This window comes from Acidovorax sp. (assembly GCF_022763525.1).
Taxonomy (GTDB): Bacteria; Pseudomonadota; Gammaproteobacteria; order Burkholderiales; family Burkholderiaceae_C; genus Acidovorax.
In genome coordinates this window covers 17,752-42,597 of sequence record NZ_JALEGG010000160.1, presented here as the reverse complement: position 1 = coordinate 42,597, position 24,846 = coordinate 17,752, and the positions used below count along the sequence as shown (strand labels likewise).

Genomic DNA, 24,846 nt, shown 5'->3' with positions numbered 1-24,846 from the left:
CTTACGGACAACTGCTGGCCAGCGGTCAGATCCAGCTCAACGCGCAGGGCGTGCCCATCGTGCAGCCGGGACAGGTGCTGCGGTTTGATCTGTCGGACTCGAGCGCGGCGCAGTGGGGCGGGCGCGCGATTGAGCACGAGAGTGCGGGGCGGGCGCAGCGGGAGGCTCAGGCTGCTCAGCAGGCGGGAGAGACCACCACAGGAGCAGGTGGCGGACGAGGGTTTGTGCATCCTGCGCTGGCTTCAGAGCATGGTCGCTACTCCTTTGCAGGACGCTCCACGATTACCGACCCTAATACTTACATTGATCCGCGCCAACGCACCATGGCACTGGCGGACATGTCGAACGTGCCCGCTGACAAATACAGCGCAGAAGAGTGGAGAGCCGTAGCCCAGGAGTACAAGCAAATCCGGGGCAAAGACTTCTCTCGCGACACCATCTATAACGGCCTGTGGACCAAGGCGGCGCAACTGGACGCTGCGGCAGGCAAAGGGTGGAGCCGGGATGTGATCAATGACATCACGGGCTTTGCCACGTCAGAAGGGTTGCATGCACAGGCCGGGGTGGCGATAGGTGGTGCGCTGGGCCGGGGTATTGGTAACAGGCTGGGTGGCAGCGTTGACAATGTAGTCGCGGGCGCTGAAAGTCGTCCAAGCGGCGGCGCTGCCGTCCAAACACTTGGCGCGACAAGAGAACAAGCCGTAGCTGATGCCGTTGGAGGGGTTCGTTCTGGGGAGATTATTAAAACCACACGCGGAAAGACAGATGTCGATGTGACGGATCCAGCTGGCAACCTCATTGCGGTGGGGGGACCAGCCAAAGCAGATAACCTCGGGAACTTTGTTCGAGGACTAATGGTGTATTCTGAAACCGCCACCGCTCGGGGTGTTAGCGCGTATTTTTACTATGCGCCAAATACGCCTCAGACGGTGATTGATGCAGCGACCAAAGTGCTTGGCCCCGGCTTTGTAAAGCCTATTCCCTAAAGATTTTGTTATGGCTTCGTTTACCTACACAGTTTGGTCCAATCTCTCCTTGCCTGCGTTGATTAATCAATTCCGGTTTGTCTTTGATCAATTGAACTTCTCTCTAACGAACAATCAATCTGGAAAAATTCATTTATGGAGTGACCGGGAGATTGAAATTGATCCATCTGCGTTGTCATTAATTTCAGATATTGAGTTGCCCTTGGGAGTGCAGTGGTGGCGAGGTGATGACGACATTTATGTTGGCTTTTCCAAGGCAAGTGATGTTGGTGGATTTATTTGCCACATAAGCCTTGTTGGGCTCTCTCGCGAGGAGCAGGCGGAGATTGCGAAGTTGCTAATCCTGCATATCACGCCTGAGAAACAGTGCTTTCCTGATGACTTTTATGTGTTTCGACTAAGTGCACAGTAGGAATTCGGCTCCGAGCGGCTTTATCGTATAACCCCCCCTCCGGCCGCGATAGACCCAACCCCAAGCGCAGCGGTGCCATAGCGGGCACTGACGCAGGCACCGTTGTCGGGTGCGCAAGTTCCGTGAAGCGGCTGAGCACAGCCACTCGCACATGCGATTCCGTTACCTGTCGCATCCCGAATGATGCTTGTGCGTGCTCATACACAGTGGCCAATTTGGCAAAGCTGCCCAATTTCTCGCGGCGCCCCCCGCCCGCCCACTTGGCGCAACCAGATCGACGGCGGGGCTGCCTTCCGTGCCGGTGTAGACGCCATCAAGGGGCTTGTAACGCACCCGCTTGCGCGGGCTGAAGAACGTCTCAAGTGTCCCAGCCCGGCGCTTCCCGCTCCACCTTGCGCAGCAGCGCAGGCCAAGCAAAGGCGCCGCCCAGGCCGCCGGTCTGCACGCGCATGGCCTGGGCCACACCGCTCACGATCTGGGGGTTTACGGGGATCAACTCGCCACCGGCCTGCGCGTCGATCTGAATGCGGCAGGTGTTCTCGAAGCTGTACATCGACAGGAACGCGTCGGCAATCGTCTTGCCCACGGTGAGCAGTCCGTGGTTGCGCAGCATGAGGAAGTTGGCTTCCCCCAGGTCGGCCTGCAGGCGCGGCTTTTCCTCGTCGCGGAAGGCCACGCCTTCGTAGTCGTGGTAGGCCAGCGAGGCGAGCACGAAGGTGCTCTGCTGGCTGATGGGCAGCACGCCGCACTGCTGCGCGCTCACCGCCACGCCCGCGCGCGTGTGGGTGTGCAGCACGCAGCCGGCTTCAGGCCGCGCCTCGTGCACTGCGCTGTGGATCACGAAGCCGGCGGGGTTCACCGGGAAGGGCGAGTCGTGCAGCTTGTTGCACTGCATGTCGACCTTGATCAGGCTCGATGCCGTGATCTCTTCGAACATGAGGCCATAGGGGTTGATGAGGAACTGGTGCTCGGGGCCCGAGACCGACTCGGGCAGCTTGGCGCTGATGTGGGTGAAGACCATGTCGCTGAAGCCATAGAGCGCGACGAGGCGGTAGCACGCGGCCAAGTCGCAGCGCAGTTGCCATTCTTCGGTGGATACGCTGCCTTGAATCGATGGGATGTTGAGCATGGGGTTGTCTCCGTGGGGTGGGGCATGGCGCACTGTAGGTTGCTGCGGCCTGAATCAGTGTCCGGCAGGCTACACAAGGGGCATCGGGCGCGCGGGGTGGGGGTTTCCCTCAATGTCGCTCGCGTTCCATTGCGTTGTGCGAACTTCCAATCGCGGCTTGGCGGGCGTCCCTACAGTCTTTTCATCCCGCCGTCCTGCGCGGGATTTCCACACGATTTCTGGAGGACCCCACCATGCACGCTTCATCGCGCACTTTGCGCAAATTGCTCGCCACGCTCATGTCTGCCGCCTGCCTGTCGGGCCTTGCGTTTTCGGCCCGGGCGCTTGAGACCGTCGACAAGGGCGCTTTCACCATCGCCTTCTCGGGCGACATGCCGGGCACCGGATACCAGGACGGCAAGATGGTCGGCTATGACGGCGAGATCCTGCAGCGCATTGCCGAGGCGCTCAAGCTCAAGGTCAAGCCCGCGCTGATGGAGTGGTCGGGCACCATTGCCTCGGTGCAATCAAAGCGGGTGGATGTGATGGCAGGCACCATGGGCTGGACGGAGCAGCGTTCCAAGATCATGGCGCTGAGCGACCCCATCCATTACTTCAAGAACGGCATCACCCAGTCGGACAAGACGGACTGGAGCAAGCTCAAGGACCTGGAGGGCAAGAAGGTCGGCACCATCACCGGTTTTTCGTTCATCCCCGAGCTGCGCAAGATCAGCGGCCTGCAACTGGCGCTTTATGACACCTCGGATGCCGCCGTGCGCGACTTGCTGGCCGGGCGCATCGACGCCGTGATCGGCGACCCGCCGGTAATGCAGTACGCGATCTCGCAGAACCCGCAGTGGAAGATCAAGTTCAACGCCTTCACCGACGCATCGCCCGACTACCCGCTGCTCACCGGCCTGGGCCAGGTGGTGTTCGGCCTGAACAAGGACAACCCCGAACTGGTAAAGGCCGTCAATGCCGAGATCGCCAAGCTCTGGGGTAACTGCGAGATGCGCAAGATCGGCAAGAACTATGGCCTGGTGCAAGACGTCTGGTACATCCCCGTGGGCCAGAACGCTCGCGCCGGCGTGGACCGTGCAGCGGACTGGAAGCTGCCCTCGTGCAAATAGCGGCGCGCAGCATCCGCTGATTTGATTTCTCGTTGGTGTCGACGAAACGGCCGCATGCTTTTTTCAAGGCATGCGGTCGTTTCACATGGCGCCCTGTTCTTTTTTCTCCTGTCGAGTTGAGCACCATGGCAACGCATGACCAGCCTTTGCGCGGACTCTCCATCCGCGCCTCCCTGATCCTCGGTTTCTCGGCTATCGGTGTGCTGCTGGCGGTGGTGCTGTCCCTCGCCGTGCATGCGGGGTTGGCCGCCAACGCGCGGGCCGGCGTTGTTGCGGCGCAGAGCCTGCCGCAGTGGAATGCCGCCTACGCGGTGTCGCTGGAGGTTTCGGCCATCTCGCGGGCCCTGCGCGATGCGGTGCTGGTGCAGATGCAGGAAGACCTGCCTGTGGAGGTCGAGCGCATCGAGGCGGCGCACCAGCGCATTGCGGGTCACATGGCCGCGCTCACGGCGGCGGTGGCGCAGCCTGCCGAGCGGCAGCAGCTGGACGCGATCGTGCAGGCCGCGGTGCGCTTCCAGAGCGACCGCGAGCAGTTCATTGCGCACCTGCAGGGCGGTGCACGCGGTCCGGCACGCGGCATGTTGACGGGCGTGCTGCGCGAGTCCCAGGCGGCCTATCTGGATGCGCTGGCGCAGTTGCGCGCGTCGCAGGCGGACGGCGTGCAGCGGGCTGCTGCGGCGTCCACCCAGGCGGTGCAAGACATGCTGTGGCAAGTGGGTGCGTCGCTGGCGGCAGCGCTGCTGCTGGTCGCCGCAGTCGCCGTGCTGCTGCTGCGCACGCTCAGGCTGCGGCTGGGCGCGGAGCCGGCCGCCGCCGCGGCAGCCATGGCACGCGTGTCGGCGGGCGATCTCACCCTGCCGCTGCCGGGCGTGGCGGCGCCCCGGAGTTCGGTGATCGACTCACTGCGCGCCATGGTGGCGGGCTTGGGCGAGACCGTGAAGGAGGTGCGCCGGGCATCGAGGGATGTGGCAGGCCACAGCCTGCACTTGGTCGATGAAGCCCGCACGCTTGCCGAGCGCACCGAGATGCAATCCGCCGAGTTGCAGCAGGCAGCGGCCGCGCTGGAGGAGTTTGCGGACACCATGGACCACAGCCAGCAATCGGTGCAGGAGGCGCACCGCCTGGCGGCCTCGGCCTGCCAGGTGGCGCGCGACGGTCAGGCCATCGTGGACGATGCGATGCAGAGCATGCTGTCCGTGGCAGGCCATGGGCAGCGCATTGCGGAGACCACGGCGGTCATTGACGGCATTGCGTTTCAGACCAACATCCTCGCGCTCAATGCGGCGGTGGAATCGGCCCGGGCCGGGGCGCAAGGGCGGGGCTTTGCGGTGGTGGCAAGCGAGGTGCGCAGCCTGGCGCAGCATTCCGCGCAGTCGGCCCGCGAGATACGGCAGATGATCGAGGAAACGAACGCGCAGATTGCCAGCTGCCGCGCAATGGTGGAACGGGCCCGTGCGCAGACCGCAGGGGTGATCGCTGCGGTGGAGTCGTTCGCTCAGCTGATGACCGCCGTGCAGACGGCCAGCAGCGAGCAGACCGTGGGCGTGCAGCAGTTGACCGAAGTGCTCTCGCGCATCGACCAGTTCACGCAGCGCAACGCTGCGCTGGTGAACGAAACCCGGGGCGCGTCGGAAGCGCTGCACGCGCAGTCCGACCGGCTGGTGTCGGTGGTGGCCCGTTTTCGTGTCGAGGGCGATGCGGAGGATGGGCGCCGTGCGGACGGTAGGGGTGGCGCAGGTGGTGCCGTAGTTCGGGTCGCCGCCGTGCGACAGGCCGCGCCTGTGCCCGTCCGTCTGTCCACCCGCGCTCAGGTGGTTTCGTCGACGCCGGCCTGAAGGCTCTTGCGCATGCGGCCCGGCGGCATGCCGTACAGCTGCTGGAAGTGGCGGATGAAGTGCGAGGCGTCCGCAAAGCCGCATTCATAGGCGATGGTGATCACCGGCAGGTCGGTGCTGGTGAGCATCCACTTGGCGTACTTCAGCCGCGCGTTGCGGTAGTACTCCGATGGGGTGCAGCGTGTCTCGGCCAGGAACACGCGCTCGAGCTGGCGGCTGCTCGAATCCACGAGCCGCGCGATGACCGCGATCTCCAGCGGCGTGCCGATGTTCTTCTCCATGAGCACGATGGCTTGGCGCAGCTTGTCGTGGTCGGTGGTGCCATAGCCCAGCGCGTGGCGGCGCGCCACATGCGTGTGGCCGGCGGATGGGTTCACCGTCATCTGGTGCACCACCTTGGCCGCGCGGTCGGGGCCGCAGTGCAGGCGCACCAGCTCGGCCATGAGTTCCACGATGGAAATGCCGCCCGCGCAGGTAATGCGGTCGCCATCGAACAGATAGTGCGAGTCCGTCACGAAAGGCAGCGTGGGGAAAGCCTGCTGCCAGTCGTCCACATGGTAGGGGTGCACACAGGCGCGCCGCTGTTCCATGAGGCCTGCATGCGCGAGCACGAACGAGCCCGTGCAAATGCCGATGAGCGGCTTGCCCAGCGATGCTGCGTACTGCAGAAACTCACGGTAGCGCGGGTTGGCCGAGGGAATGGCCGGCAGCAGCCCGCCGATGACGGCGATGTAGTCGTAGTCGCATTCGGAGGAGAGCGATTCCTGCACAGGCACTTGCACGCCGCAGCTGGCGGCCACCGATTGGCCTGGAATGCCCAGGATCGTCCAGGAGCAGCGGATCTGCCGGCTCTGGTCGCCCACGTCGGCCGCGTGCCGCAGGCCGTCGCACAGGCCGGCCAGGGACAGCAGCGGAAATTGTGGCCACAACAGGATGCCCACGCGCAGCTCGGTGCCGGTGGTCTTGCGACGGGGCGCGGCGGCGGGACGCGATGCGGCGTCGAGCTTGCCGATCAGTGCACCAATGTCGCCTGTGTTCTGTGCACTTCCCTGGTGCGGTTTTGCACCAACGTTGTCTTTTTTCGCCTGGAAATTGCTTTTTCTGGAGGCCATCGGGTTTTCCCTGACTGTCGCATACGTTCAATATAGCTGCGTCCTCCTCCAATGAACAGAAGGGCCAAATTTTTAGCATCGACGCACTGTGTATCGAACGGTATGTCTGCAAGGACTGTGCCGCGATGCCGGCCACCTGGGTGCACGCGAGCTGTTCGCGAGACCCGCTGTTTTGTCTGGAGAATGATGTGAACCACCCGCCTTTGCTCCGCGTGAGCGGCCTCAAGAAGAGCTACGGTCAGGCCGAAGTGCTCAAGGGCATTTCCTTCGACCTGAAGAAAGGCGAGACCCTCTCGCTGATCGGCCCTAGCGGTTCGGGAAAGTCCACCTGCCTGCGCTGCCTGAACTTTCTGGAAAAGCCCAATGAGGGCGAAGTCATGCTGGAGTCCGAGCGCATCGGCCAGGTGCCGGCGCGCAAGGGCGGCGGCTGGCGCCTGATGAGCGACACCGAGATGGCACCGCAGCGGCGCGAGATCGGCATGGTCTTCCAGCTGTTCTACCTGTGGCCCCACCTGACGGTGCGGGACAACGTGGCGCTGGCATCCATCAAGGCCGGTGGCATGCGGCGGGACGAAGCCTACGCGCTGGCCGAGGAGATGCTGGAGAAAGTGCACCTGCGCCACAAGGCCGGTGCGTACCCAGAGCAGCTCTCGGGCGGGCAGCAGCAGCGCGTGGCCATTGCGCGCACGCTGGCGCAAAAGCCCAAGCTCATCCTGTTCGACGAGCCCACCTCGGCGCTGGACCCTGAGCTGGTGGGTGAGGTGCTGGGCGTGATCCGCGAGCTGGCCGACGAAGGCCGCTCGATGATCCTCGTGACGCATGAGATCCGCTTCGCGCGCGACGTGGCCGACCGCGTGATCTTCATGGACGGTGGCCACATCGTGGAGGAAGGCCCGGCTGCACAGGTGATCAACACACCGCGCATGGAACGCACGCGCAGCTTCCTTGGGCAGGTGGGGCAGGAAGCGGGGCTGGGTTGACCATGCCAAGCCTCGATACCTTCACCCTGATCGCGCTCACGCTGGCGCGGGGCGCATGGAAGGCGGCCCAGGTGGCGGCCGGCGCCGCGCTGATCGCCGCGGGCCTGGGGCTTCTGCTGGCGCTGCTGGTGGTCTTTGTGCGCCACCGCGCACTGCAATGGGCCATCGCCGCCTACATCGAATGGATGCGCAATGTGCCGGCGCTGGCACATCTGTTCGTGCTGTATTTCGGGCTCGCTTCGGTGGGCGTGCGGCTGTCGCCGCTCACGGCGGCCATCGTGGGGCTGGGCCTGGTGGGCGCGGCCATCCTGTGCGATGTGTTCGCGGCCGGGCTGCGCTGCCTGCATGCGGGCCAGCGCGAGGCGGCACTGGCGGTGGGCCTCACGCCCGCGCAGACGCTGCGCTCGGTGCTGCTGCCGCAGATGCTGCGCGTGACGCTACCTTCGCTGGGCAACTACGCAAGCCAGCTCGTCAAGGACACCTCCATCGCGTCGGCCATCGCGGCGCCCGAGGTCATGTTCTACGCACGCAACTTGGTGACGTCAACGTTCGAGACGCCACTGATCTACCTCACCGCCATGCTGCTCTACGCGGCCATGGTCCTGCCCATCAGCTGGGCCTTCACGCGCCTGGAGCGCAACGCCGCCCGGGGGGCACGATGAACGCATTTCTTGCAACCTATGCCGAGTACTGGGCGGATTGGTGGCCGCGCCTGATGGATGCCGCGCGCGTCACGGCCGAGCTGTCGGCCATCGGCTTCGCCATCGCCATCGTGTTGGGCGCGCTGCTCGTATGGATGCTGCGCAGCGGCCTGTCCGCGCTGCGGCGCACTGCCCAAGGTTTCATCGAGCTCCTGCGCGCCGTGCCGCTGCTGGCGCTGCTCCTGGCGATCTATTTCGTGCTGCCCTCCGTCGGCGTCACGCTGTCGGGCTACTGGGCCGGGGCCATTGGGCTGGGCGTGCATGGCTCGGCCTATGTGGCCGAGATCCTGCGCGGCGGGCTCCAGTCCGTGCATGGCGGGCAGCGCGAGGCAGGTCTGGCCGTGGGGCTCACGCCCCGCAGGGTCTTCCTGCACGTCACGCTGCCGCAGGCGCTGCGCGTGATGCTGCCGCCCCTGCTCAACAGCTATGTGGCGCTGCTCAAGGACAGCTCGCTGTGCGCACTGATCGCCACCAACGAACTGATGCTGGCCGCGAAGGCGATCTCCAGCGAGTACTTCCTGCCCCTGCACATCTTCATCCTGGTGGGGCTCCTGTATTTCGCGATCGCGTTTCCGCTGTCGATGTTGTCGCGCTGGATGGAACGCCGCATGGCCCTGGGCCGCCGAACGGTGGGGGCCGCATGAAGAGGAACGATTCGATGATTGCATCCATGGTGCACGCGCCGCTGGCATCGCAGGCCGCGGCCATCCGTGCGGGCGCGCTGTCCAGCGAAGCCCTGGTCAACGCGCAGCTTGAGCGCATCGCCCGGCATGGCGAGAAGCTGCATGCCTATACCGAGGTGTATGCCGACGATGCCCGCGCTGCGGCGCAGGGCCTGGACCAGATGGCGCGCGCCGGGGTGTTCGTGGGCCCGCTGCACGGCGTGACGGTGGCGGTGAAAGACCTGTTCGAGGTGCAGGGCAAGGCGATTTCCGCAGGATCGCGTGCCCGGCCCGCGCGCATGTCGCTGCACACTGCGACGGTGGTCGACCGGCTCCGCGCGGCCGGTGCCATCGTGATTGGCAAGACCCACACGGTGGAGTTCGCGTTCGGCGGTTGGGGCACCAATGCGGTGATGGGCACACCCTGGAATCCGTGGGACCAGGAGATCCATCGCACGCCCGGGGGCAGCAGCAGTGGCTCGGCGGTGGCACTGGCGGCGGGCTTGTGCAGCGCCTCGGTCGGCACAGACACGGGCGGATCGGTTCGCATTCCGGCGGGTTTGTGCGGGCTGGTGGGGCTCAAGACCACGCGGGGACTCATCAGCCGCCATGGCCTCATCGAGCTGTGTCCCACGCACGACACGGTGGGCCCGCTCACCCGCACCGTGCGCGACAGCGCACTGATGCTGGACGTGCTGGCGGGCGCGGACTCGAACGATGCCGTGTCGTTGCAGGCGCCGGTGCGGTCGGTGCAGCCGCAGCTGGAGCGTGGCGTGGAGGGCATGCGCGTGTGGACGCTGCCCGAGGCCGAGCGCCACGATGTGGACCCCGATGTACTGGCCGCCTATGACGCGGCCGTGCAGGTGCTGGTGTCGCTGGGCATGCAGCGTGTGGAACGCGCGCTCCCGCAAAGCTGTGCCGAGTCCATGCGCGTGGCGGGCAGCCTGATGAGTGCCGAGGGCTATGCCAGCCTGGGCACGCTGTTCGAGCAGGAGGGGCTGGAGTTCGACCCCCACGTGCGCCGCCGCATTCTGCTGGGCCGCGATATTGATGCGGCGCAGTACATCCATCTGCTCAAGCTGCGGGAGCAGGCCAAGGCCGACATGCTGCAGGCCATGGACGGCGTGGAGGTGTGTGCCTTCCCGACCAATGCGATCTCTGCCATCCCCGTGAGTGCGGTCGACGAGCTGGCCACGCCGCTGTCGCGCTTCGGGCGCTTCGTGAACCTGCTGGACCTGTGCTCGCTGGCCGTGCCGGCGGGCTTCACGCGGGAAGGCATGCCCGTGTCCCTTCAGATCATCGGCCGACCCATGGACGAGCCGATGGCGCTGCGCGTGGGCCATGCGTTCGAGCAGGCCACCGACTGGCACCGCGCGATACCGCCGGGCTGGGACTAAGGCCGCATCGCTTCAGGAGTTCCCACCATGCTTGTGTCGTTCCTCCGCGCGCCCCTGGCGTGCGTTTTCGCCCTGACCGTGTGCTGTGCGCAAGCTGCGCAGGCCCCGGCGCCACAAAGCGCCTCGGCACTGGAGCGCATCGCGCGCAGCGGCGTGGTGAACGTGGGCTACATCCCGACGCCGGGCACGTTCGCGTTTCGCAATGCCGCAGGCGAAACGGTGGGCTACTCCATCGACGTGTGCCTGCGCGTGGTGCAAAGCCTGCGCAAGGCGCTGTCGATGCCGGGGTTGCGCGTGGAGTTCCGGCCGCTGGAGGCGGCGCAGCGCATTCCGCTGCTTCAGTCCGGTGCCATCGATATCGAGTGCGGCGGCAACACCAACACTGTGGGCCGGCAAAAGGATGTGGACTTCTCGCACACGCTGTTCACCACGGGTGTGCGCTTTCTGGCGCGCAAATCCGTGTTGCTGGATGGCGCGCCCAGTCTGTGGAAGCGGCGCGTGGCCGTGAGCAAAGGCACGACCGCGCAGGAGACCGTGCAGCGCCTGCAGCGCGAGCAGGATCTGACCGTGGTGGCCGTGGCCACGGACGCCGATGGCGTGCGCCTGGTGGAGGAGGGCAAGGTCGATGCGTTCGCGCAGGACGACATCCTGCTCTACGCCCTGGTCGCCGCGTCCCCGATGAAGGACAGCCTGCACGTCACGGGGCGCCACCTCACGGTGGAGCCCTACGCCTTCATGCTGCCCAAGGACGACCTGCCCCTGCGCGAGGTGGTGGACCGCACAGTGCTCGCGCTCATGCATTCGGGCGAGCTGGCCGCCATTTACCGCAAGTGGTTCGACACCGACACGCTGCGCATCCCGATGAGCGTGCACATGCGCGAAAACATCCGCTACCCCAACAAGTACGGCATTCCGTGATGCCTGGGCGCGTGGTGCCCGCCCTTTCTTTTTCTTCTTTTTCGTCTACTGCCTTTCAGAGTTTTCCATGAACACCAGCATTCCCTTCATCAGCGACCGGCAGATTGCCGAGGCGCTTGATTTCCGTTCGGTGGCCGCCGTGCTGGGCGAGGCCTTTGCCAGTCTGTCGGAGGGTGGCGCGGCCGTGCACCACCGTCAGCGCACCGATTGCCAGGGCCTGCGGCTGAGCACCATGGGCGCGGTATGGGCTGAACGCGGCGTGGCAGGGGTCAAGGTCTACCCCACCGTGCGCGGGCAATTCAGCTTTTCGATCCTGCTGTTCGACCTGGCCACCAACCAGCCGCTGGCGGTCCTCGATGGCAACGAGATCACCCGGCTGCGCACGGCGGCCATCACGGCGCTGGTGGCGTCCAAGGCAGGGCCCTTGCGGCCGCGCAAGCTTGCCGTGTTTGGCGCGGGCCTGCAGGGGCGCGCGCAGGCCGAAGCGCTGAGTGGCTGGTTCGACTTTGAACAGATCGCGCTGGTGGACCCCGCTGGCAACCCCGTTTGGGCCGAGACGCTGGCGCACAAGGCCGGCTGTCCGGCGGCATTCACCACCGCCGAAGCGGCGGTGTGCGATGCCGACATCGTGGTCACGGCCACGCGCTCGGCCACGCCGGTGTTCGATGGCGCGTGGCTCGCGCCCGGCGCGTTCGTCGCCGCCATGGGTATCAGTGCGCCCAAGGGCCGCGAGCTGGACGGCACCACCATGGATCGCGCGGGCCGCATCATCCTGGAGTGGATGCCGCAAAGCCTGGCCGAAGCGGGCGAGGTGGTGCTGTGGGAGGGGCGCAGCAGCACGGCGCCTTTTGTGGACCTGCCCCAGCTCTACGCGGGCGCCGCACCCTGGCGGCCCGAGGTGCCCGGGATCACCGTGTTCAAGTCCGTGGGCGTGGGGCTGGCCGACGTGGCCGTGGCGCAGCTGGCGGTGTCGCGCATCCTGCAGCGCGAGCCCGCCGTTGAAGGCGCGCTGCCATGAAAGTCTGCGTGATTGGCGCGGGCGTGATCGGCTGTGCCACCGCCTACGAACTGACGCGCAGGGGTCACGACGTGCATCTGCTGGACTCCGAACGGGGACCGGGCCTGGGCACCAGCTATGCCAATGGCGCGCAGCTGAGCTACAGCTACGTGGAGCCCTTTGCGTCGCCCGCCACGCTGCGGGGGCTGCCCAAGATGCTGCTGTCGCGCGGCTCGGCCGTGCGCTTTCATCCACGCTGGGACTGGCGGCAGTGGGCCTGGGGGCTGCAGTTCCTGCGCGCCTGCTCGGCACGCCAGTCGCTGCAGGGTACGGCGCAGCTGCTGCAGATGGCGCAGGCGAGCCGTGCCATGCTCGAGCAGTGGATGCGGGAGGAGCGCTGGTCCTTCGGCTTTGAAGAAAACGGCAAGCTGGTGCTGTGCCCGACGCCCGAGTCGCTGCGCCTGCAGGAGCGCCAGGTGGCGCTGCAGGCCGCCATGGGCTGCCGCCAGGAGGTGCTGAGCGTGCGGGAGTGCCTGGAGAAGGAGCCCGCGCTGCAGTCTGCACCCGGGCTGCCCTGGGCGGGCGGTGTGTGGACGCGTGACGAATGCATCGGCGACCCTCACCGCCTGTGTGGGGACATGGTGGCCAGCCTTCAGAAATGGGGCGGTCAGGTGTCGTGGGGTGTGCGCGCCACGTCGTTCCGCCGGCATGGTGAAAGGGTGGCTGCGGTGGTGACGAGCGAAGGCGAGATCGCCGCGGATGCGTTCGTGATGGCCGCGGGCCCGCGCGTGGTGGCCCTGGCGGCAAAGCTGGGCATCTACCTGCCCGTCTACCCCATCAAGGGCTACAGCATCACCGTGCCTTTTCGCCCGGGTGTGCACCGGCCCCGCGCGAGCGTGACCGACCTGGGACGCAAGACGGTGTTCGCGCCGCTGGGCGATCAACTGCGCGTGGCGGCCATGGCCGAAGTGGGTGCCACCGGCCTGGATGTGCCCCCCGACCGCGTGCGGACCATGGTGGACGCGGTGGCGCAAACCTACCCCGGGCTGTGCGACCTGGAGGCCCCGGCGGTGTGGGCCGGCCTTCGGCCCGCCACGCCGACCTCCGTGCCCATCGTGGGCCGCTGGCGCGGGAGCAATGTGTACCTCAACGTGGGACACGGTGCGCTGGGCCTCACGCTCGCGGCGGGCAGCGCGGTGGCGCTGTCGCGGCAGATGCCGCAGGCGGCCTGAGGGCCGGTGGCGCCGGGCCGCCTCAGACCACCATCGGCTTGGCCGGTATGGGGCTGCGCATGCCTGCGTTGAGCAGGTTCCACGCGTTGATGGTGGCGATGGCAAAGCTCAGATCGGCAATCTCGGCGTCGGTGAACAATGCCTGGAGCTTGGCGAATTCTTCATCGCTCGCGTCGCTGTGCGGCGTGGCGGTGATGATCTCGGCCCAGCGGAAGGCGGCACGCTCGCGTTCGCTGAAGAAGGGCGCCTCGCGCCAGCCGGCCACGGCGTTGAGGTGGCGCGGCTCCATGCCGTCCTTCACAAGGTAGTTCCAGTGCATGTCCATGCAGTAGGCGCAGCCGTTGATCTGCGAGACGCGCAGGAACACGAGTTCGGCCAGCCGTGCGCCCAGGGCGCCTTTCTTGACGGCTTCGGACACATTGACCAGGCCCATGAAGGCCTTGGACGAAAGCTGGTGGTAGGGCAGGCGGGCGGTGTGCTGGGACATGGCAAAACTCCTGAGGTGATGTGGATGCGCAAGAGAACGGCTGAAAAGCCGCGGCGGTCTGGAAGGGGCGCTTTCTTGTGCTGCCCTCCATACCCTTCAAGACGCTGCGGCCCGTGCGGTTGTGACAGCGCGCCCGCACTTTGTGGATTCAGTCGTCCAGCGTGAGGGGAATGCCCGCCAGCTTGTCGGGGTTGCGGATGGCGTAGATGGCCACGATGCGTTCACCATCCGTCACCACGGCCTGGGCCGATTCGAGCCGCCCATTGATGTAGCGCAGCAGGCCCGGTTCGCCGTTGATCCGCACCGCGCGGTACACCACCTGGTCGGCCAGGCGCCGCCATTGCGCCCAGTAGAGGTTGGCGATGCGGAAGGCGCCCACCAGCGGGTGCGGGAACGACTGCACCTTGCCCCCGCCATCGCCGATCAGCATTGCGTCTTGCGACAGCAGGGCTTCGATGGCCCGGCGCTCGCCGCTCTGGGCGGCGGCGATGAAGCGCTGCAGCAGTTGCTGGTGCGCGCCGTGGGGCACCTCGAAGCGGGTGCGCGCCTGCTGCACCCGCTCGCTGGCGCGGTGCACCATCTGGCGGCAGGCAGCCTCGCTCTTGCCCAGTTGCGCGGCGATGTCGGGGTAGTCGTAGTCGAACACCTGGCGCAGCAGAAAGGCCGCGCGCTCCTCAGGGCCCAGGCGCTCCAGCACGTACAAAAAAGCAACCGACAGCTCGCCTGCCAACTCGGCCACCGCCTCGGGGGTGCGCTCGTCCAGCGGCTCCACCAGCGGCTCGGGCAGCCACCAGCCCACATAGGCCTCCCGCTCGGCCTTGAGCGCCCGCAGGCGGTCGATGGACAGGCGCGTGACCACGGTCACCAGCCACGCCTCGGCGGACTGCAGGGTGGCAGGGTCGGTACGGCTCCAGCGCAGCCAGGCATCCTGCAGCACGTCCTCGGCATCGGCGCGCACGCCCAGCATGCGGTAGGCAATGCCGAAGAGGCGCGGCCGCAGGACTGTGAAGGGGTCGGGGGAGACGGGTACAGGGGTCGTGGTCATGGCGGCGTGGGGTGGAGTCCTCTGGGTTTTTTACAGACGCAGGAGGCGGCTGTTTTGTGACAGCACCGGTATGGTTGCTTTTGTTTTGATAGCTGTCAGCGCTTGCTGGATAAGCGTTGGAGGCACTTTTGGCATGAATCAGGAAGGCTGCGGAGATGGCAGCGTTGTACGCAACCCGGCTTGTGCCTGCAAGCCCTTTCCTGCGGCGGCGGCCATTGGGGGGTGGCTATAGTGCGGTGTGCGTTGGCACCATTTCACCCCCTCATGAGCCCTCACCTGCGCATCGCACGCCCCGTGCTGGATCTTTCCCGCGCCGTCGCCCAGTACCAGCAGGGCCTCGGCCTGGAAGAGCTTGCCCGCTTTGCGGACCACGATGGTTTCGATGGAACCGTGCTGGGCTTTCGCGGCGCGGATTTCCACTTCGAGTTCACCGTCTGCCGCACGCATCCGGTGACGCCGAGTCCTACGCCCGAGGATCTGCTGGTCTTTTACATTCCCGATCCACAGGCCTGGATAGAACGTTGCCAGGCGATGCGTGGTGCGGGCTTCAAGGACGTTGAATCGTTCAATCCGTACTGGAGTCAGCAGGGCTGTACGTTGGAGGATGCGGACGGGTACCGGGTGGTTATTCAGCGCGCTGCGCACCCAGTTCCTCGCTCAAGTGCTGAGAGTTGATTCGTGTCGTTTGAACAATCGCACTGCAGGAGCCCCATGTATCTGGTTGACATCGCTGATCCGCGCTCGCCAGAGTCCGAGCAGCTTTTGGCACATTTGTCGCGCACTCTGGAGCGCATTACCGGCAGTAGCGGCGCGGGCTCCTTTCGTGTCGATGATTTCCTGGCCGACGGAGCGTGTTTTGCGGTGGCGCGCACAGAGGAGGGCGTGGCGGTGGGGTGCGGGGCTTTGCGACCGCTCGAACCGGGCGTGGCGGAGCTCAAGCGCATGTTTGCCGTGCCGGGCTTCCGTGGGGTGGGGAGCGCGGTCCTCGAATTCCTGGAGCGCAGGGCGGCTTTGCTTGGCTATGGGCAGGTTTGGCTCGAGACGCGCCGCGTGAACCTGCGTGCCGTCGAGTTCTACGCGCGCCAGGGCTATCGTCCCATCGCCAACTTCGGTCGCTACGTCAGTCGGCCAGAGGCTGTCTGCCTAGCGAAAACGCTGACCCTCCCCGCCGATGCAAGGCCTGGGTTCAAAGCCTGGACCACGCAGCGTCCGGCTGGGTAAGCTGCTCTAGCCGCACCAGATACGCCACGGCCTGCGCCGTGCTGTCGCCGCACATCTCCACCGACGGCATCAACCCGCCACACACGGCCGGGCGCTCGGGCTGCCCAAAAATGCGGCAGCGTGCATCGTCCCCCAGCTGCACGCACCTCACCCCCGCAGGTTTGCCCTGGGGCATGCCCGGGATGGGCGAGGTGATGGAGGGGGCCGTGCAGCAGGCGCCGCAGCCGGGGCGGCAGTTCATGGGTGTTTGCTATTGTTTGTATAGCTACCAGCGCTTGTCGGTTAAGCGCTAGGGGCCATTTTGACTCAAATCTCGAGATTCACTGGCCTGCGGCAGCATTGCCGTGCAGACGGCTGGACGCCCACAGCACCTGGTCGACCACGGCGCGCACGCGCTCGCGGTGGATGGGCTGTACCAGTGCGCCATTTTCGTCAAATGCGCTGCCGGCCGAGCCCAGGGCAAAGGCCTTGGGCGCCAGCCAGCATTCGGCGTTGATGAGCAAGGGGGCCAGGTGGCTTTGCGAGCGCAGGCCGCCCAGGGCGCCGGGCGAGGCGCTGAGCATGCCCACCACCTTGCCGCGAAAGCTCTTGCCGCCGTCTTCCCAGTCGGGGTTGCCCTTGACCGGACTGGACGCCCAGTCGATGGTGTTCTTGAGCAGGGCGGTATAGCTGCCGTTGTATTCGGGCGAGCAGATCACCCAGGCCGGGTGCTGCCACAGGATTTCCTTGAGGCGGATCACATCGGCAGGCGTGCCCTGGGCTTCCAGGTCGGCGTTGTACAGCGGGATGTCGAAGTCCGAGAGCTCCAGCAGCGTGACGCTGGCCCCTGCGTCGCGCGCGATGGCGGCGGTGGCGTGGGCTAGCTTGCGGTTGAAGGATTGCTGGCGGGTGCTGCCGGCAAAGACGAGGAGGGAAGTGGTGGTGTGGGGCATGGTGCCTGCGATTGAATCACAGGCGGGCGGCAGGATTCCTGCAAGCCATGGGGTGGCGATGGACCAGCCGCGCCACCAGCGCGCCGAGCGCTATGCCGAACAGGCCCAGGCTGAGCAGCGCACGCCACAGGTTGGCTGCGTTCCACTGGTCGCGCACACGGGCCCAGTCGGCGGGCAGGGCCTGGGGGTTCCAGGCTTCGGTCGTGTAGTTGAGCGGCAGGTTCACTTGCTGGGTGAAGACAATGATGCCGAGCGCGTACGCCACGCCCACCATGGCCAGCACGCGCCACCAGCGTTGGCGATGTTCGCGCCAAGCCGCAGCCAGCGCGATCGCGCACCACAGCGGCGGGCCGAAGAAGAGGGCAAAGAACAGCACGTGCCGCACATTGCGATTGAAGGCCGACTGCACCGTGGCATAAGTTGCGCCGTCCATCTGCAGCATGGCGAGGTTGACGTTGGCACTGTAGGTGCCGAAGAAGCCGGCCATGAGGCCGAGCCACAGCACGGCCAGGGCGTGGGGTGCGAGCGCCGGCAGCGAAACCGGCGATGATGGGGAGGAAGGACCGTTGAGATGCATGGGGCAGTGTGCGGTGACGGGAGCAAGATCTTTCTGTCCGTCACTGTCGCCGCCCGGCCCGGGCAGCGCCTTAACTTTTGATAAGCCCCAGCTCCGCGCGCACTCGCGACAGCGTCACGTCGGTCATGCCCAGGAAAGACGCGAGATGGCGGAGGGGGAGGCGTTCCGCCCAGGCGGGATGCTGGCGCAGCAGCAGCTCGTAGCGCTGGCGGGCGCTCAGCTGGAGGAACTCCTGCTCGCGCTGCATCTTGCCGTCCAGCAGGGCGCAAAGGGTGCTGTGTTCCAGCCTCATCCAAGTGGGCCAAGCCGCGACAGCTGCGTTGGCGGGCAGCATGGGCAGTGCCCACACCAGGGTTTCGTCTTCGATCGGTTCCACGTGAAACATCGCGGGCGCATCCCGCAGCCGGGGTGTGATGGGCCACAGCATGTCGCCCTCCAGGAAGAAGTTCTTGTTGGACTCCGCTCCCCCGTTGTCCAAATAGTACAGGCGCAACGCGCCGCGTTCGACCCACCACAGGTGCTGCCAGCGATCGCCCGCCTGGAGCAACCGCTGGCCGCGCTGGAGGTGCAGGCAGCGGGCGCTGTCCCACCAGGCCTGAATGGGTAAGGGCGGGTGGCCCAGCAACTGGGTCAGGAACAGGGTGAGGGGTGTGGAAACAGACACGGCTGGCGCAAAGTGGGAAAATTGCGGGTTGCCCGCCAAAGACCGGGGCCATTGGGCCTGGCTGGCGAGGCGGGCGGAGGTTCTCAGCACCCTCGCGTTTTCATTATCGGGCCCGGCGGGCCCCGGAGTGTTCCCCATGTTGTACCCCCAGGAATTTGATGTGATCGTTGTCGGCGGCGGCCATGCTGGCACCGAAGCCGCGCTGGCTGCCGCGCGCATGGGCAGCAAGACGCTGCTGCTGACCCACAACATCGAGACCCTGGGCCAGATGAGCTGCAACCCCAGCATCGGCGGCATCGGCAAGGGCCACCTGGTGAAGGAGGTGGATGCGCTGGGCGGCGCCATGGCCCTGGCCACGGACGAGGGCGGCATTCAGTTCCGCATTCTCAACAGCTCCAAGGGCCCGGCCGTGCGCGCCACGCGGGCACAGGCCGACCGCATTCTCTACAAGGCCGCCATCCGCCGCATGCTGGAGAACCAGCCCAACCTGTGGCTGTTCCAGCAGGCGGTGGACGACTTGATGGTGGAAGGCGACCGGGTGGTGGGCGCCGTGACGCAGGTGGGTATCCGCTTCCGCTCGCGCACCGTGGTGTTGACGGCGGGCACCTTTCTGGACGGGAAGATCCATGTGGGCCTGAACAACTACGCCGCCGGCCGGGCAGGGGACCCGCCCGCCGTGTCGCTGTCGGCACGCCTCAAGGAGTTGAAGCTGCCGCAAGGGCGCCTGAAGACCGGCACGCCACCGCGCATTGATGGGCGCAGCATCGACTTCTCGAAGTGCACCGAGCAACCCGGCGACGGCATGCCCGGCGGCGTGAATGAGGGCACGGTGCCCGTGTTCAGCTTCATGGGCAATGCGGCCATGCATCCCCAGCAGGTGCCTTGCTGGATCACCCACACCAACGAGCGCACGCACGAGATCATCCGCAGCGGCTTTGACCGCAGCCCCATGTTCACCGGCAAGATCGAGGGTGTAGGCCCGCGCTACTGCCCGAGCGTGGAAGACAAGATCAACCGCTTTGCGGACAAGGACAGCCACCAGATCTTTCTGGAGCCCGAAGGTCTGACCACGCACGAGTACTACCCCAACGGCATCAGCACCAGCCTCCCGTTCGACATCCAGTACGACCTGGTGCGCAGCATGCCGGGGCTGGAGAACGCGCACATCCTGCGCCCGGGCTATGCCATCGAGTACGACTACTTTGACCCGCGCTCGCTCAAGAGCAGCTTCGAGACGCGCCAGATCCAGGGCCTGTTCTTTGCCGGGCAGATCAATGGCACCACGGGCTATGAGGAGGCGGCGGCGCAGGGCCTGTTCGCCGGCATCAACGCCGCGTTGCAGTGCCGGGGCGATGCGCCCTGGCTGCCTGGCCGGGACGAGGCCTACCTGGGCGTTCTGGTGGATGACCTCATCACCAAGGGTGTGACCGAGCCTTACCGCATGTTCACCAGCCGCGCCGAGTTCCGCCTGCAGCTGCGCGAGGACAACGCAGACATGCGCCTGACCGAGGTGGGCCGCCAGATGGGCCTGGTGGACGATGCGCGCTGGGATGCCTTCAGCCGCAAGCGCGATGCTGTTTCACGTGAAACAGAACGCCTCAAAGCCACCTGGGTGAATCCCCGCAACTTGGCCGCGGCCGAGTCCGAGCGGGTGCTGGGCAAGAGCATCGAGCATGAATACAACCTGTTCGAACTGCTGCGTCGGCCGGATGTGAGCTATGCCAATCTGATGACGCTGGATGGCGGCAAGTACGCATCGCACGAAGTTTCACGTGAAACGCTGGGCGACCTGAGCGAGCCTGTGTTGGAGCAGGTAGAAATTGCTGCGAAGTACGCCGGCTACATTGATCGCCAGAAGGGTGAGGTGGAGCGGGCCGCACACTTTGAAAAGCTGCGCCTGCCGGCCGACCTGGACTACATGCAGGTGACGGCACTCAGCATCGAGGCTCGGCAGGTTCTGAACCGCCATCGTCCGGAAACCCTGGGCCATGCTTCGCGCATCACCGGCATTACCCCCGCGTCCATTTCGCTGCTGATGGTCCATCTGAAGAAGGGTGGGTTCAAGGACTTTGCCACCGTGCCAGCCAAGGTGGAAGGCGAAACGGCATGACCGCCGTGGTAGATCACGTCACCCTGCGGGCGCAGCTACAGGCAGGCGCCGAGGCGCTGGGTCTCGGCCTGGGCGAGTCCCAGGTCGGCCAGCTCATGGACTTTCTTGCCTTGCTGCAGAAATGGAACAAGGTCTACAACCTGACGGCGGTGCGCGCACCGCAAGAGATGCTGACCCATCACCTGCTCGACAGTTTGGCCGCCGTGGCGCCACTGCGCCGACACGTTTCGGGCCTGCAGCAGGGCGGGGGGGCGGCGGTGAAGCTGCTGGATGTGGGATCGGGCGGTGGCCTGCCCGGCGTGGTGTTTGCCATCTGCTGCCCCGAGGTGGACGTGAGTTGCGTGGACACCGTGGGCAAAAAGGCGGCCTTCATTCAGCAGGCGGCCGTGGCGCTCAAGCTGCGCAACCTGCATGGTGTGCATGCACGGGTAGAAACGCTCGCCGGGCCTTTTGACATCATCAGCTGCCGCGCCTTTGCCTCGCTGCCGGACTTTGTGACCTGGTCACGCGGTGCCTTGGCCGCGCCCCACGGTGTTTGGCTGGCCATGAAGGGCAAGCACCCCGACGATGAAATCGCCGCGCTGCCGCCCGGCGTAGGGGTGTTTCACGTGGAACCGTTGAACGTTCCCGGCCTGGACGCCGAGCGCTGCATCGTCTGGATGCGACCCGTCGCGTAAACTCGGCCTCTTGCTTTTGGATGCGCGCTGCCTTCCAGCGTGCCGCCTTTTCACTGCCCGGGGGAAATCATGTTCGGCATTGCAGACTACGGCGCCTTCGTCGCCGCCATCGTGTTGTTTCTGGCGATTCCGGGTCCTGGCAATCTGGCGCTCATCACCTCGACCAGCAAGGGCGGCGTGCGTGGGGGGCTGGCCGCCACGATGGGCGTGATCGCAGGTGATCAGGTGCTGATGTGGGCGGCGGTTGCGGGAGTGGCAGCCTTGCTGGCCGCATACCCCGCCGCCTTCAACGCGGTGCAGTGGCTGGGCGCGGCCTACCTGGCCTGGCTAGGCTTCAAGATGCTGACCGCCAAGCCCGGCGCCAAGCCCGTGCTGAACATTGAGCCCCGCCACTATTTCAAGCAGGCCGGCCTCATCACCTTGCTCAACCCCAAGGCCATCGTTTTCTACATGGCGTTCTTCCCCCTGTTCGTGGACCCTGCCCGCCACCAGGGCATGCTGACCTTCGGCGTGATGGCCGCCACCATTGCCGCGCTGACTTTTGCCTACGGGCTGATCGTGGTCCTGCTGACCCACCGCTTGGCCGAGCGCATGCGCGCCAACCCGCGCATCAGCCGCACACTGGAAAAGCTGGCCGGCGTGTTTCTCGTCGGCTTTGGCATCAAGCTGGCCATCTCCAAATAACACTCCACAGACTGCAGCACCACATGGCCAAGATTTTTTGCGTTGCCAACCAGAAGGGCGGGGTGGGCAAGACCACCACCACCGTCAACCTTGCTGCAGGTCTGGCCAAGATCGGCCAGCGTGTGCTGATGATCGACCTAGACCCGCAGGGCAATGCCACCATGGGCTCGGGCGTGGACAAGCGCAGCCTCGACCTCACGGTGTACGACGTGCTGCTGGAATCCGCCTCGGTGAAGGAGGCGGCCGTGCTGTCCGACAAATGCGGCTACTGGGTGCTGGGCGCGAACCGCGAACTGGCCGGGGCCGAGGTGGAGCTGGTGACGCTGGAGCACCGTGAAAAGCGCCTCAAGGCCGCACTGGCCGAGGCCGATGCAGACTTCGACTTTGTTCTCATCGACTGCCCTCCCAGCTTGAGCATGCTCACCCTCAACGGCCTGTGCAGCGCGCACGGCGTGATCGTGCCCATGCAGTGCGAATACTTTGCGCTCGAAGGCCTCACGGACCTGGTCAATACCATCAAGCAGGTGCACGCCAACCTCAATCCCGACCTGCAGATCATCGGCCTGCTGCGCGTGATGTTCGACCCGCGCATCACGCTGCAACAGCAGGTGAGCGACCAGCTCAAGGGCCACTTTGGCGACAAGGTGTTCAACACCGTAATCCCCCGCAACGTGCGCCTGGCCGAGGCGCCCAGCTACGGCCTGCCGGGCGTGGTGTTCGACCCGGGCGCCAAGGGCAGCCAATCGTTCGTCGAGTTTGCGCAGGAGATGGTGCAGCGCGTGCAGACCATGCCCGCCGCCGCATCTTCCATGGCCAAAATGGCCCCCAGCGCTTGATGGACAAGCGCAGGCAGCTATTAAATTTGTAGCAATGACGCCTTCCAACATTCTGCTGCTGCCGGGCTGGCAAAACTCCGGCCCCGACCATTGGCAAAGCCGCTGGGAAGCCTTGCACGGGTACCAGCGTGTGGAGCAGCACGACTGGATGCGCCCGCTGCGCGGCGATTGGTCGGCCCGCCTGGAAGAAACCGTGGCGGATGCCGACGGCCCCGTGCTGCTGGCGGCCCACAGCCTTGGCTGCATCCTCACCGCCTGGTGGGCGGCGCACACCCGCCATGCGGCCAAGGTGCGCGGTGCGCTGCTGGTGGCGCCCGGCGATGTGGAGCGGCCCGACCTGGCTGAAGTGATCCCGGGCTGGGCGCCCATCGCCCGCCAGCCCCTGCCGTTCCCTGCCGTGCTGGTGGGCAGCCGCGATGACCCGTACTGCAGCTTTGATCGCGTGCAGGGCCTGGGCGACGCCTGGGGCGCGCGTTTTGTCGACTACGGCGAGCGCGGGCACATCAATGCCGAATCAGGGCTGGGCGACTGGGAAGAGGGGCGGAGCTGGCTGATGCAGCTGGCCGCTGCGGCATGAGCCGCTGGGCCTTCTGGCACCAGCGCCCGCCGGAGACTGCGGCCGCTGCCGCACCGGACGCTGTCTCAGCACCCCCGCGGCGCCCTGCCGGCTTCTATTGGGTGGGCGATGCCTTGCAGTTGCTGCTGGCCTGGCTGCTGCCCAGCGGGGCGGTGGTCGTAGGCGCGCTCGGGCAGTTCATGCTGGCCCTGGTGCTGCTGGCCATCACCTTCGGTGTGTGGCTCCGTCTGTGGCGCAGCCGCCAGCGGCGCCGCGCGGCGGGCCTGCGCTGAGCCCCAAGATTTCCTGCTTTAGAACCATGTCCAAAATCCATCTCGCTGCCATCGCCGACCAACTGCCCCGCGCCTGGAGCTCCACGGTCGTGGGCCAGGCCGCTGGCGCCAACTTCAAAGTGCTGCGCATGGACGCTGCCGCCTACCCCGACGAGTCGCACGATTTCGACGAGGCGCTGCTGGTGCTGGACGGCTGCATGCGCCTCGCCCTGCAGGGGCAGGTCACCGAGGTGAACGCGGGCGAGGTGTTCATCGTGCCCGCAGGCGTGCCCCACGCGGTGGCGCCCGGCAGCCATGGCACGCTGGTCATCATCGATCGCTGAAGATTTTTCCCCCTCCATCCTTTTCGAGAAGAAGACATCGCATGGTCACCAAAAAACCCAAGGGCCTCGGCCGCGGCCTGGAAGCGTTGCTCGGCCCCAAGGTCGAAGACAAAGTGGAGCAGGCCCAGGCGGCCGAAGCCGGCCTGCCCACGCGCTTGCCGCTCTCCGAACTGGTGCCCGGCGTGTACCAGCCACGCACGCGCATGGACGAGGGCGCGCTGTACGAGCTGGCCGAGAGCATCAAGGCCCAGGGCATCATGCAGCCCATCCTGGTGCGGCGCCTGGCCGATGGCGAGCATGCAGGCAAATACGAAATCATCGCGGGCGAGCGGCGGTTCCGTGCCTCCCGCCTGGCGGGCCTGGCCGAGGTGCCGGTGCTGGTGCGCGACGTGCCCAACGAGTCCGCCGCCGCGATGGCGCTCATCGAGAACATCCAGCGCGAAGACCTGAACCCGCTGGAAGAAGCCCATGGCCTGCAGCGCCTGATCCGCGAATTTGGCCTCACGCACGAGCAGGCCGCGCAGGCTGTGGGCCGCTCGCGCAGCGCCGCCAGCAACCTGCTGCGCCTCTTGAACCTGGCCGAGCCGGTGCAAACCATGCTCATGGCGGGCGACATCGACATGGGCCACGCGCGTGCGCTGCTGGCGCTGGACCGCGCGGCGCAGATCACGGCGGGCAACCAGATCGCGGCCAAGAAGCTGTCGGTGCGCGAGGCCGAGGCGCTGGTGAAAAAGCTCAGCGCCGAGTTCAGCCTGGTGCCGCAAAAGCCCCAGAAGGAAAAGTCCCGCGACCTCAAGCGCGTGGAGGAAGAGCTCTCTGATCTGCTCATGGCCGAGGTCGAGGTGCGTGTGAAAAAACGCGTCAAGCGCCATGGCCGGGTGGAAGACATGGGCGAGCTGGCGATCCAGTTTGGATCGCTGGAGGCTCTGAACGGGTTGATCGATCGCTTGCGGGGGTGAACGGGGCCCCCC

The 24,846-nt window shown here is 66.0% G+C and carries 29 protein-coding genes; 21 read left to right on the top strand and 8 right to left on the bottom strand.

Features of this window, described 5'->3' with window-relative positions; genetic code table 11:
• Together MRY84_RS12435 and MRY84_RS12430 are read left to right on the top strand one after the other, a co-directional pair.
• The coding region (locus tag MRY84_RS12435) for a hypothetical protein (RefSeq protein ID WP_291506035.1) at window positions 1-986 on the top strand (986 nt) is incomplete at its 5' end.
• 10 nt (window positions 987-996) lie between these two features.
• Window positions 997-1,398, top strand: a complete 402-nt coding sequence (locus MRY84_RS12430) for a hypothetical protein (RefSeq protein WP_291506034.1) — start codon at window positions 997-999, stop codon at window positions 1,396-1,398.
• Window positions 1,399-1,756: 358 nt separating this feature from the next.
• Here the strand turns inward: MRY84_RS12430 and MRY84_RS12425 are convergent, their stop codons facing one another.
• Window positions 1,757-2,527 (bottom strand): class II aldolase/adducin family protein, encoded by a 771-nt coding sequence (locus tag MRY84_RS12425; protein WP_291506033.1) that lies wholly within the window; start codon window positions 2,525-2,527, stop codon window positions 1,757-1,759.
• A 233-nt stretch (window positions 2,528-2,760) separates the two neighbouring features.
• Here MRY84_RS12425 and MRY84_RS12420 point away from each other — a divergent pair, with 233 nt between their 5' ends.
• Together MRY84_RS12420 and MRY84_RS12415 are read left to right on the top strand one after the other, a co-directional pair.
• Window positions 2,761-3,636 (top strand): ABC transporter substrate-binding protein, encoded by an 876-nt coding sequence (locus tag MRY84_RS12420; protein ID WP_291506032.1) that lies wholly within the window; start codon window positions 2,761-2,763, stop codon window positions 3,634-3,636.
• 125 nt (window positions 3,637-3,761) lie between these two features.
• On the top strand, window positions 3,762-5,471 hold the full coding sequence (locus MRY84_RS12415; protein ID WP_291506031.1) for a methyl-accepting chemotaxis protein: 1,710 nt from the start codon (window positions 3,762-3,764) through the stop codon (window positions 5,469-5,471).
• Here the strand turns inward: MRY84_RS12415 and MRY84_RS12410 are convergent.
• Window positions 5,444-6,583 (bottom strand): GlxA family transcriptional regulator, encoded by a 1,140-nt coding sequence (locus MRY84_RS12410; RefSeq protein ID WP_291506030.1) that lies wholly within the window; start codon window positions 6,581-6,583, stop codon window positions 5,444-5,446. The genes MRY84_RS12415 and MRY84_RS12410 overlap by 28 nt on opposite strands.
• A gap of 188 nt (window positions 6,584-6,771) precedes the next feature.
• Here MRY84_RS12410 and MRY84_RS12405 point away from each other — a divergent pair, with 188 nt between their 5' ends.
• The 7 genes from MRY84_RS12405 to MRY84_RS12375 all read left to right on the top strand — a co-directional run bounded on the left by MRY84_RS12405 (window position 6,772) and on the right by MRY84_RS12375 (window position 13,470).
• Window positions 6,772-7,563, top strand: a complete 792-nt coding sequence (locus MRY84_RS12405) for an amino acid ABC transporter ATP-binding protein (protein ID WP_142149646.1) — start codon at window positions 6,772-6,774, stop codon at window positions 7,561-7,563.
• Between the two features lie 2 nt (window positions 7,564-7,565).
• Entirely contained in the window at window positions 7,566-8,225 is a 660-nt protein-coding gene (locus MRY84_RS12400) for an amino acid ABC transporter permease (RefSeq protein WP_291506029.1), read from the top strand.
• Window positions 8,222-8,908, top strand: coding sequence for an amino acid ABC transporter permease (locus MRY84_RS12395; RefSeq protein WP_291506028.1), 687 nt, complete (start codon window positions 8,222-8,224; stop codon window positions 8,906-8,908). The genes MRY84_RS12400 and MRY84_RS12395 overlap by 4 nt, the downstream gene beginning before the upstream one ends.
• 14 nt (window positions 8,909-8,922) lie before the next feature.
• Window positions 8,923-10,323 (top strand): amidase, encoded by a 1,401-nt coding sequence (locus MRY84_RS12390; RefSeq protein ID WP_291506027.1) that lies wholly within the window; start codon window positions 8,923-8,925, stop codon window positions 10,321-10,323.
• Between the two features lie 27 nt (window positions 10,324-10,350).
• Window positions 10,351-11,241, top strand: a complete 891-nt coding sequence (locus tag MRY84_RS12385; RefSeq protein ID WP_291506026.1) for an amino acid ABC transporter substrate-binding protein — start codon at window positions 10,351-10,353, stop codon at window positions 11,239-11,241.
• A 67-nt stretch (window positions 11,242-11,308) separates the two neighbouring features.
• Window positions 11,309-12,259: an ornithine cyclodeaminase family protein gene (locus tag MRY84_RS12380; protein WP_291506025.1), complete on the top strand. Its 951-nt coding sequence runs from the start codon at window positions 11,309-11,311 to the stop codon at window positions 12,257-12,259.
• On the top strand, window positions 12,256-13,470 hold the full coding sequence (locus MRY84_RS12375) for an FAD-dependent oxidoreductase (protein WP_291506024.1): 1,215 nt from the start codon (window positions 12,256-12,258) through the stop codon (window positions 13,468-13,470). Before MRY84_RS12380 ends, MRY84_RS12375 begins: the two co-directional genes overlap by 4 nt.
• Before the next feature lie 22 nt (window positions 13,471-13,492).
• Here MRY84_RS12375 and MRY84_RS12370 read toward each other — a convergent pair whose 3' ends face one another.
• A complete protein-coding gene (locus MRY84_RS12370) occupies window positions 13,493-13,957 on the bottom strand; it encodes a carboxymuconolactone decarboxylase family protein (RefSeq protein ID WP_142149632.1) in 465 nt (154 codons plus the stop codon).
• A gap of 148 nt (window positions 13,958-14,105) precedes the next feature.
• A complete protein-coding gene (locus tag MRY84_RS12365) occupies window positions 14,106-15,002 on the bottom strand; it encodes an RNA polymerase sigma-70 factor (protein WP_291506023.1) in 897 nt (298 codons plus the stop codon).
• A gap of 264 nt (window positions 15,003-15,266) precedes the next feature.
• Between MRY84_RS12365 and MRY84_RS12360 the strand changes: the two genes are divergently transcribed.
• Window positions 15,267-15,677: a VOC family protein gene (locus MRY84_RS12360; protein ID WP_291506022.1), complete on the top strand. Its 411-nt coding sequence runs from the start codon at window positions 15,267-15,269 to the stop codon at window positions 15,675-15,677.
• 36 nt (window positions 15,678-15,713) lie between these two features.
• Window positions 15,714-16,223 carry a GNAT family N-acetyltransferase gene (locus MRY84_RS12355; RefSeq protein WP_291506021.1) on the top strand — a complete coding sequence of 170 codons (510 nt, stop codon included), beginning with the start codon at window positions 15,714-15,716 and terminating at the stop codon, window positions 16,221-16,223.
• On the opposite strand, the gene MRY84_RS12350 is transcribed toward MRY84_RS12355, so the two are convergent.
• From MRY84_RS12350 to MRY84_RS12335, 4 genes are all read right to left on the bottom strand, one after another.
• Complete coding sequence (locus MRY84_RS12350) at window positions 16,189-16,464, bottom strand: YkgJ family cysteine cluster protein (protein WP_291506020.1); 276 nt, start codon at window positions 16,462-16,464, stop codon at window positions 16,189-16,191. The two genes, MRY84_RS12355 and MRY84_RS12350, sit on opposite strands and share 35 nt — an antisense overlap.
• A 79-nt stretch (window positions 16,465-16,543) precedes the next feature.
• On the bottom strand, window positions 16,544-17,155 hold the full coding sequence (locus MRY84_RS12345) for an NAD(P)H-dependent oxidoreductase (protein WP_291506019.1): 612 nt from the start codon (window positions 17,153-17,155) through the stop codon (window positions 16,544-16,546).
• A 16-nt stretch (window positions 17,156-17,171) separates the two neighbouring features.
• Window positions 17,172-17,732, bottom strand: coding sequence for a DUF1772 domain-containing protein (locus MRY84_RS12340; protein WP_291506018.1), 561 nt, complete (start codon window positions 17,730-17,732; stop codon window positions 17,172-17,174).
• Between the two features lie 70 nt (window positions 17,733-17,802).
• Window positions 17,803-18,396: a Crp/Fnr family transcriptional regulator gene (locus MRY84_RS12335; protein ID WP_291506017.1), complete on the bottom strand. Its 594-nt coding sequence runs from the start codon at window positions 18,394-18,396 to the stop codon at window positions 17,803-17,805.
• 136 nt (window positions 18,397-18,532) lie between these two features.
• On the opposite strand from MRY84_RS12335, the gene mnmG reads away from it, so the two are divergent.
• The 8 genes from mnmG to MRY84_RS12295 all read left to right on the top strand — a co-directional run bounded on the left by mnmG (window position 18,533) and on the right by MRY84_RS12295 (window position 24,834).
• Window positions 18,533-20,506: a tRNA uridine-5-carboxymethylaminomethyl(34) synthesis enzyme MnmG gene (gene mnmG, locus MRY84_RS12330; RefSeq protein ID WP_291506016.1), complete on the top strand. Its 1,974-nt coding sequence runs from the start codon at window positions 18,533-18,535 to the stop codon at window positions 20,504-20,506.
• Window positions 20,503-21,183, top strand: a complete 681-nt coding sequence (rsmG, locus tag MRY84_RS12325) for a 16S rRNA (guanine(527)-N(7))-methyltransferase RsmG (protein ID WP_291506015.1) — start codon at window positions 20,503-20,505, stop codon at window positions 21,181-21,183. Before mnmG ends, rsmG begins: the two co-directional genes overlap by 4 nt.
• Window positions 21,184-21,252: 69 nt before the next feature.
• Entirely contained in the window at window positions 21,253-21,867 is a 615-nt protein-coding gene (locus MRY84_RS12320) for a LysE family transporter (RefSeq protein WP_291506014.1), read from the top strand.
• 23 nt (window positions 21,868-21,890) lie between these two features.
• On the top strand, window positions 21,891-22,703 hold the full coding sequence (locus tag MRY84_RS12315; protein ID WP_291506013.1) for an AAA family ATPase: 813 nt from the start codon (window positions 21,891-21,893) through the stop codon (window positions 22,701-22,703).
• A gap of 34 nt (window positions 22,704-22,737) precedes the next feature.
• Entirely contained in the window at window positions 22,738-23,280 is a 543-nt protein-coding gene (locus MRY84_RS12310; RefSeq protein WP_291506012.1) for an alpha/beta fold hydrolase, read from the top strand.
• A complete protein-coding gene (locus MRY84_RS12305) occupies window positions 23,277-23,552 on the top strand; it encodes a hypothetical protein (RefSeq protein WP_291506011.1) in 276 nt (91 codons plus the stop codon). The genes MRY84_RS12310 and MRY84_RS12305 overlap by 4 nt, the downstream gene beginning before the upstream one ends.
• Before the next feature lie 26 nt (window positions 23,553-23,578).
• Complete coding sequence (locus MRY84_RS12300) at window positions 23,579-23,875, top strand: cupin domain-containing protein (RefSeq protein WP_291506010.1); 297 nt, start codon at window positions 23,579-23,581, stop codon at window positions 23,873-23,875.
• Window positions 23,876-23,916: 41 nt separating this feature from the next.
• Window positions 23,917-24,834 (top strand): ParB/RepB/Spo0J family partition protein, encoded by a 918-nt coding sequence (locus MRY84_RS12295; protein WP_291506009.1) that lies wholly within the window; start codon window positions 23,917-23,919, stop codon window positions 24,832-24,834.
• Window positions 24,835-24,846: the final 12 nt, after the last annotated feature.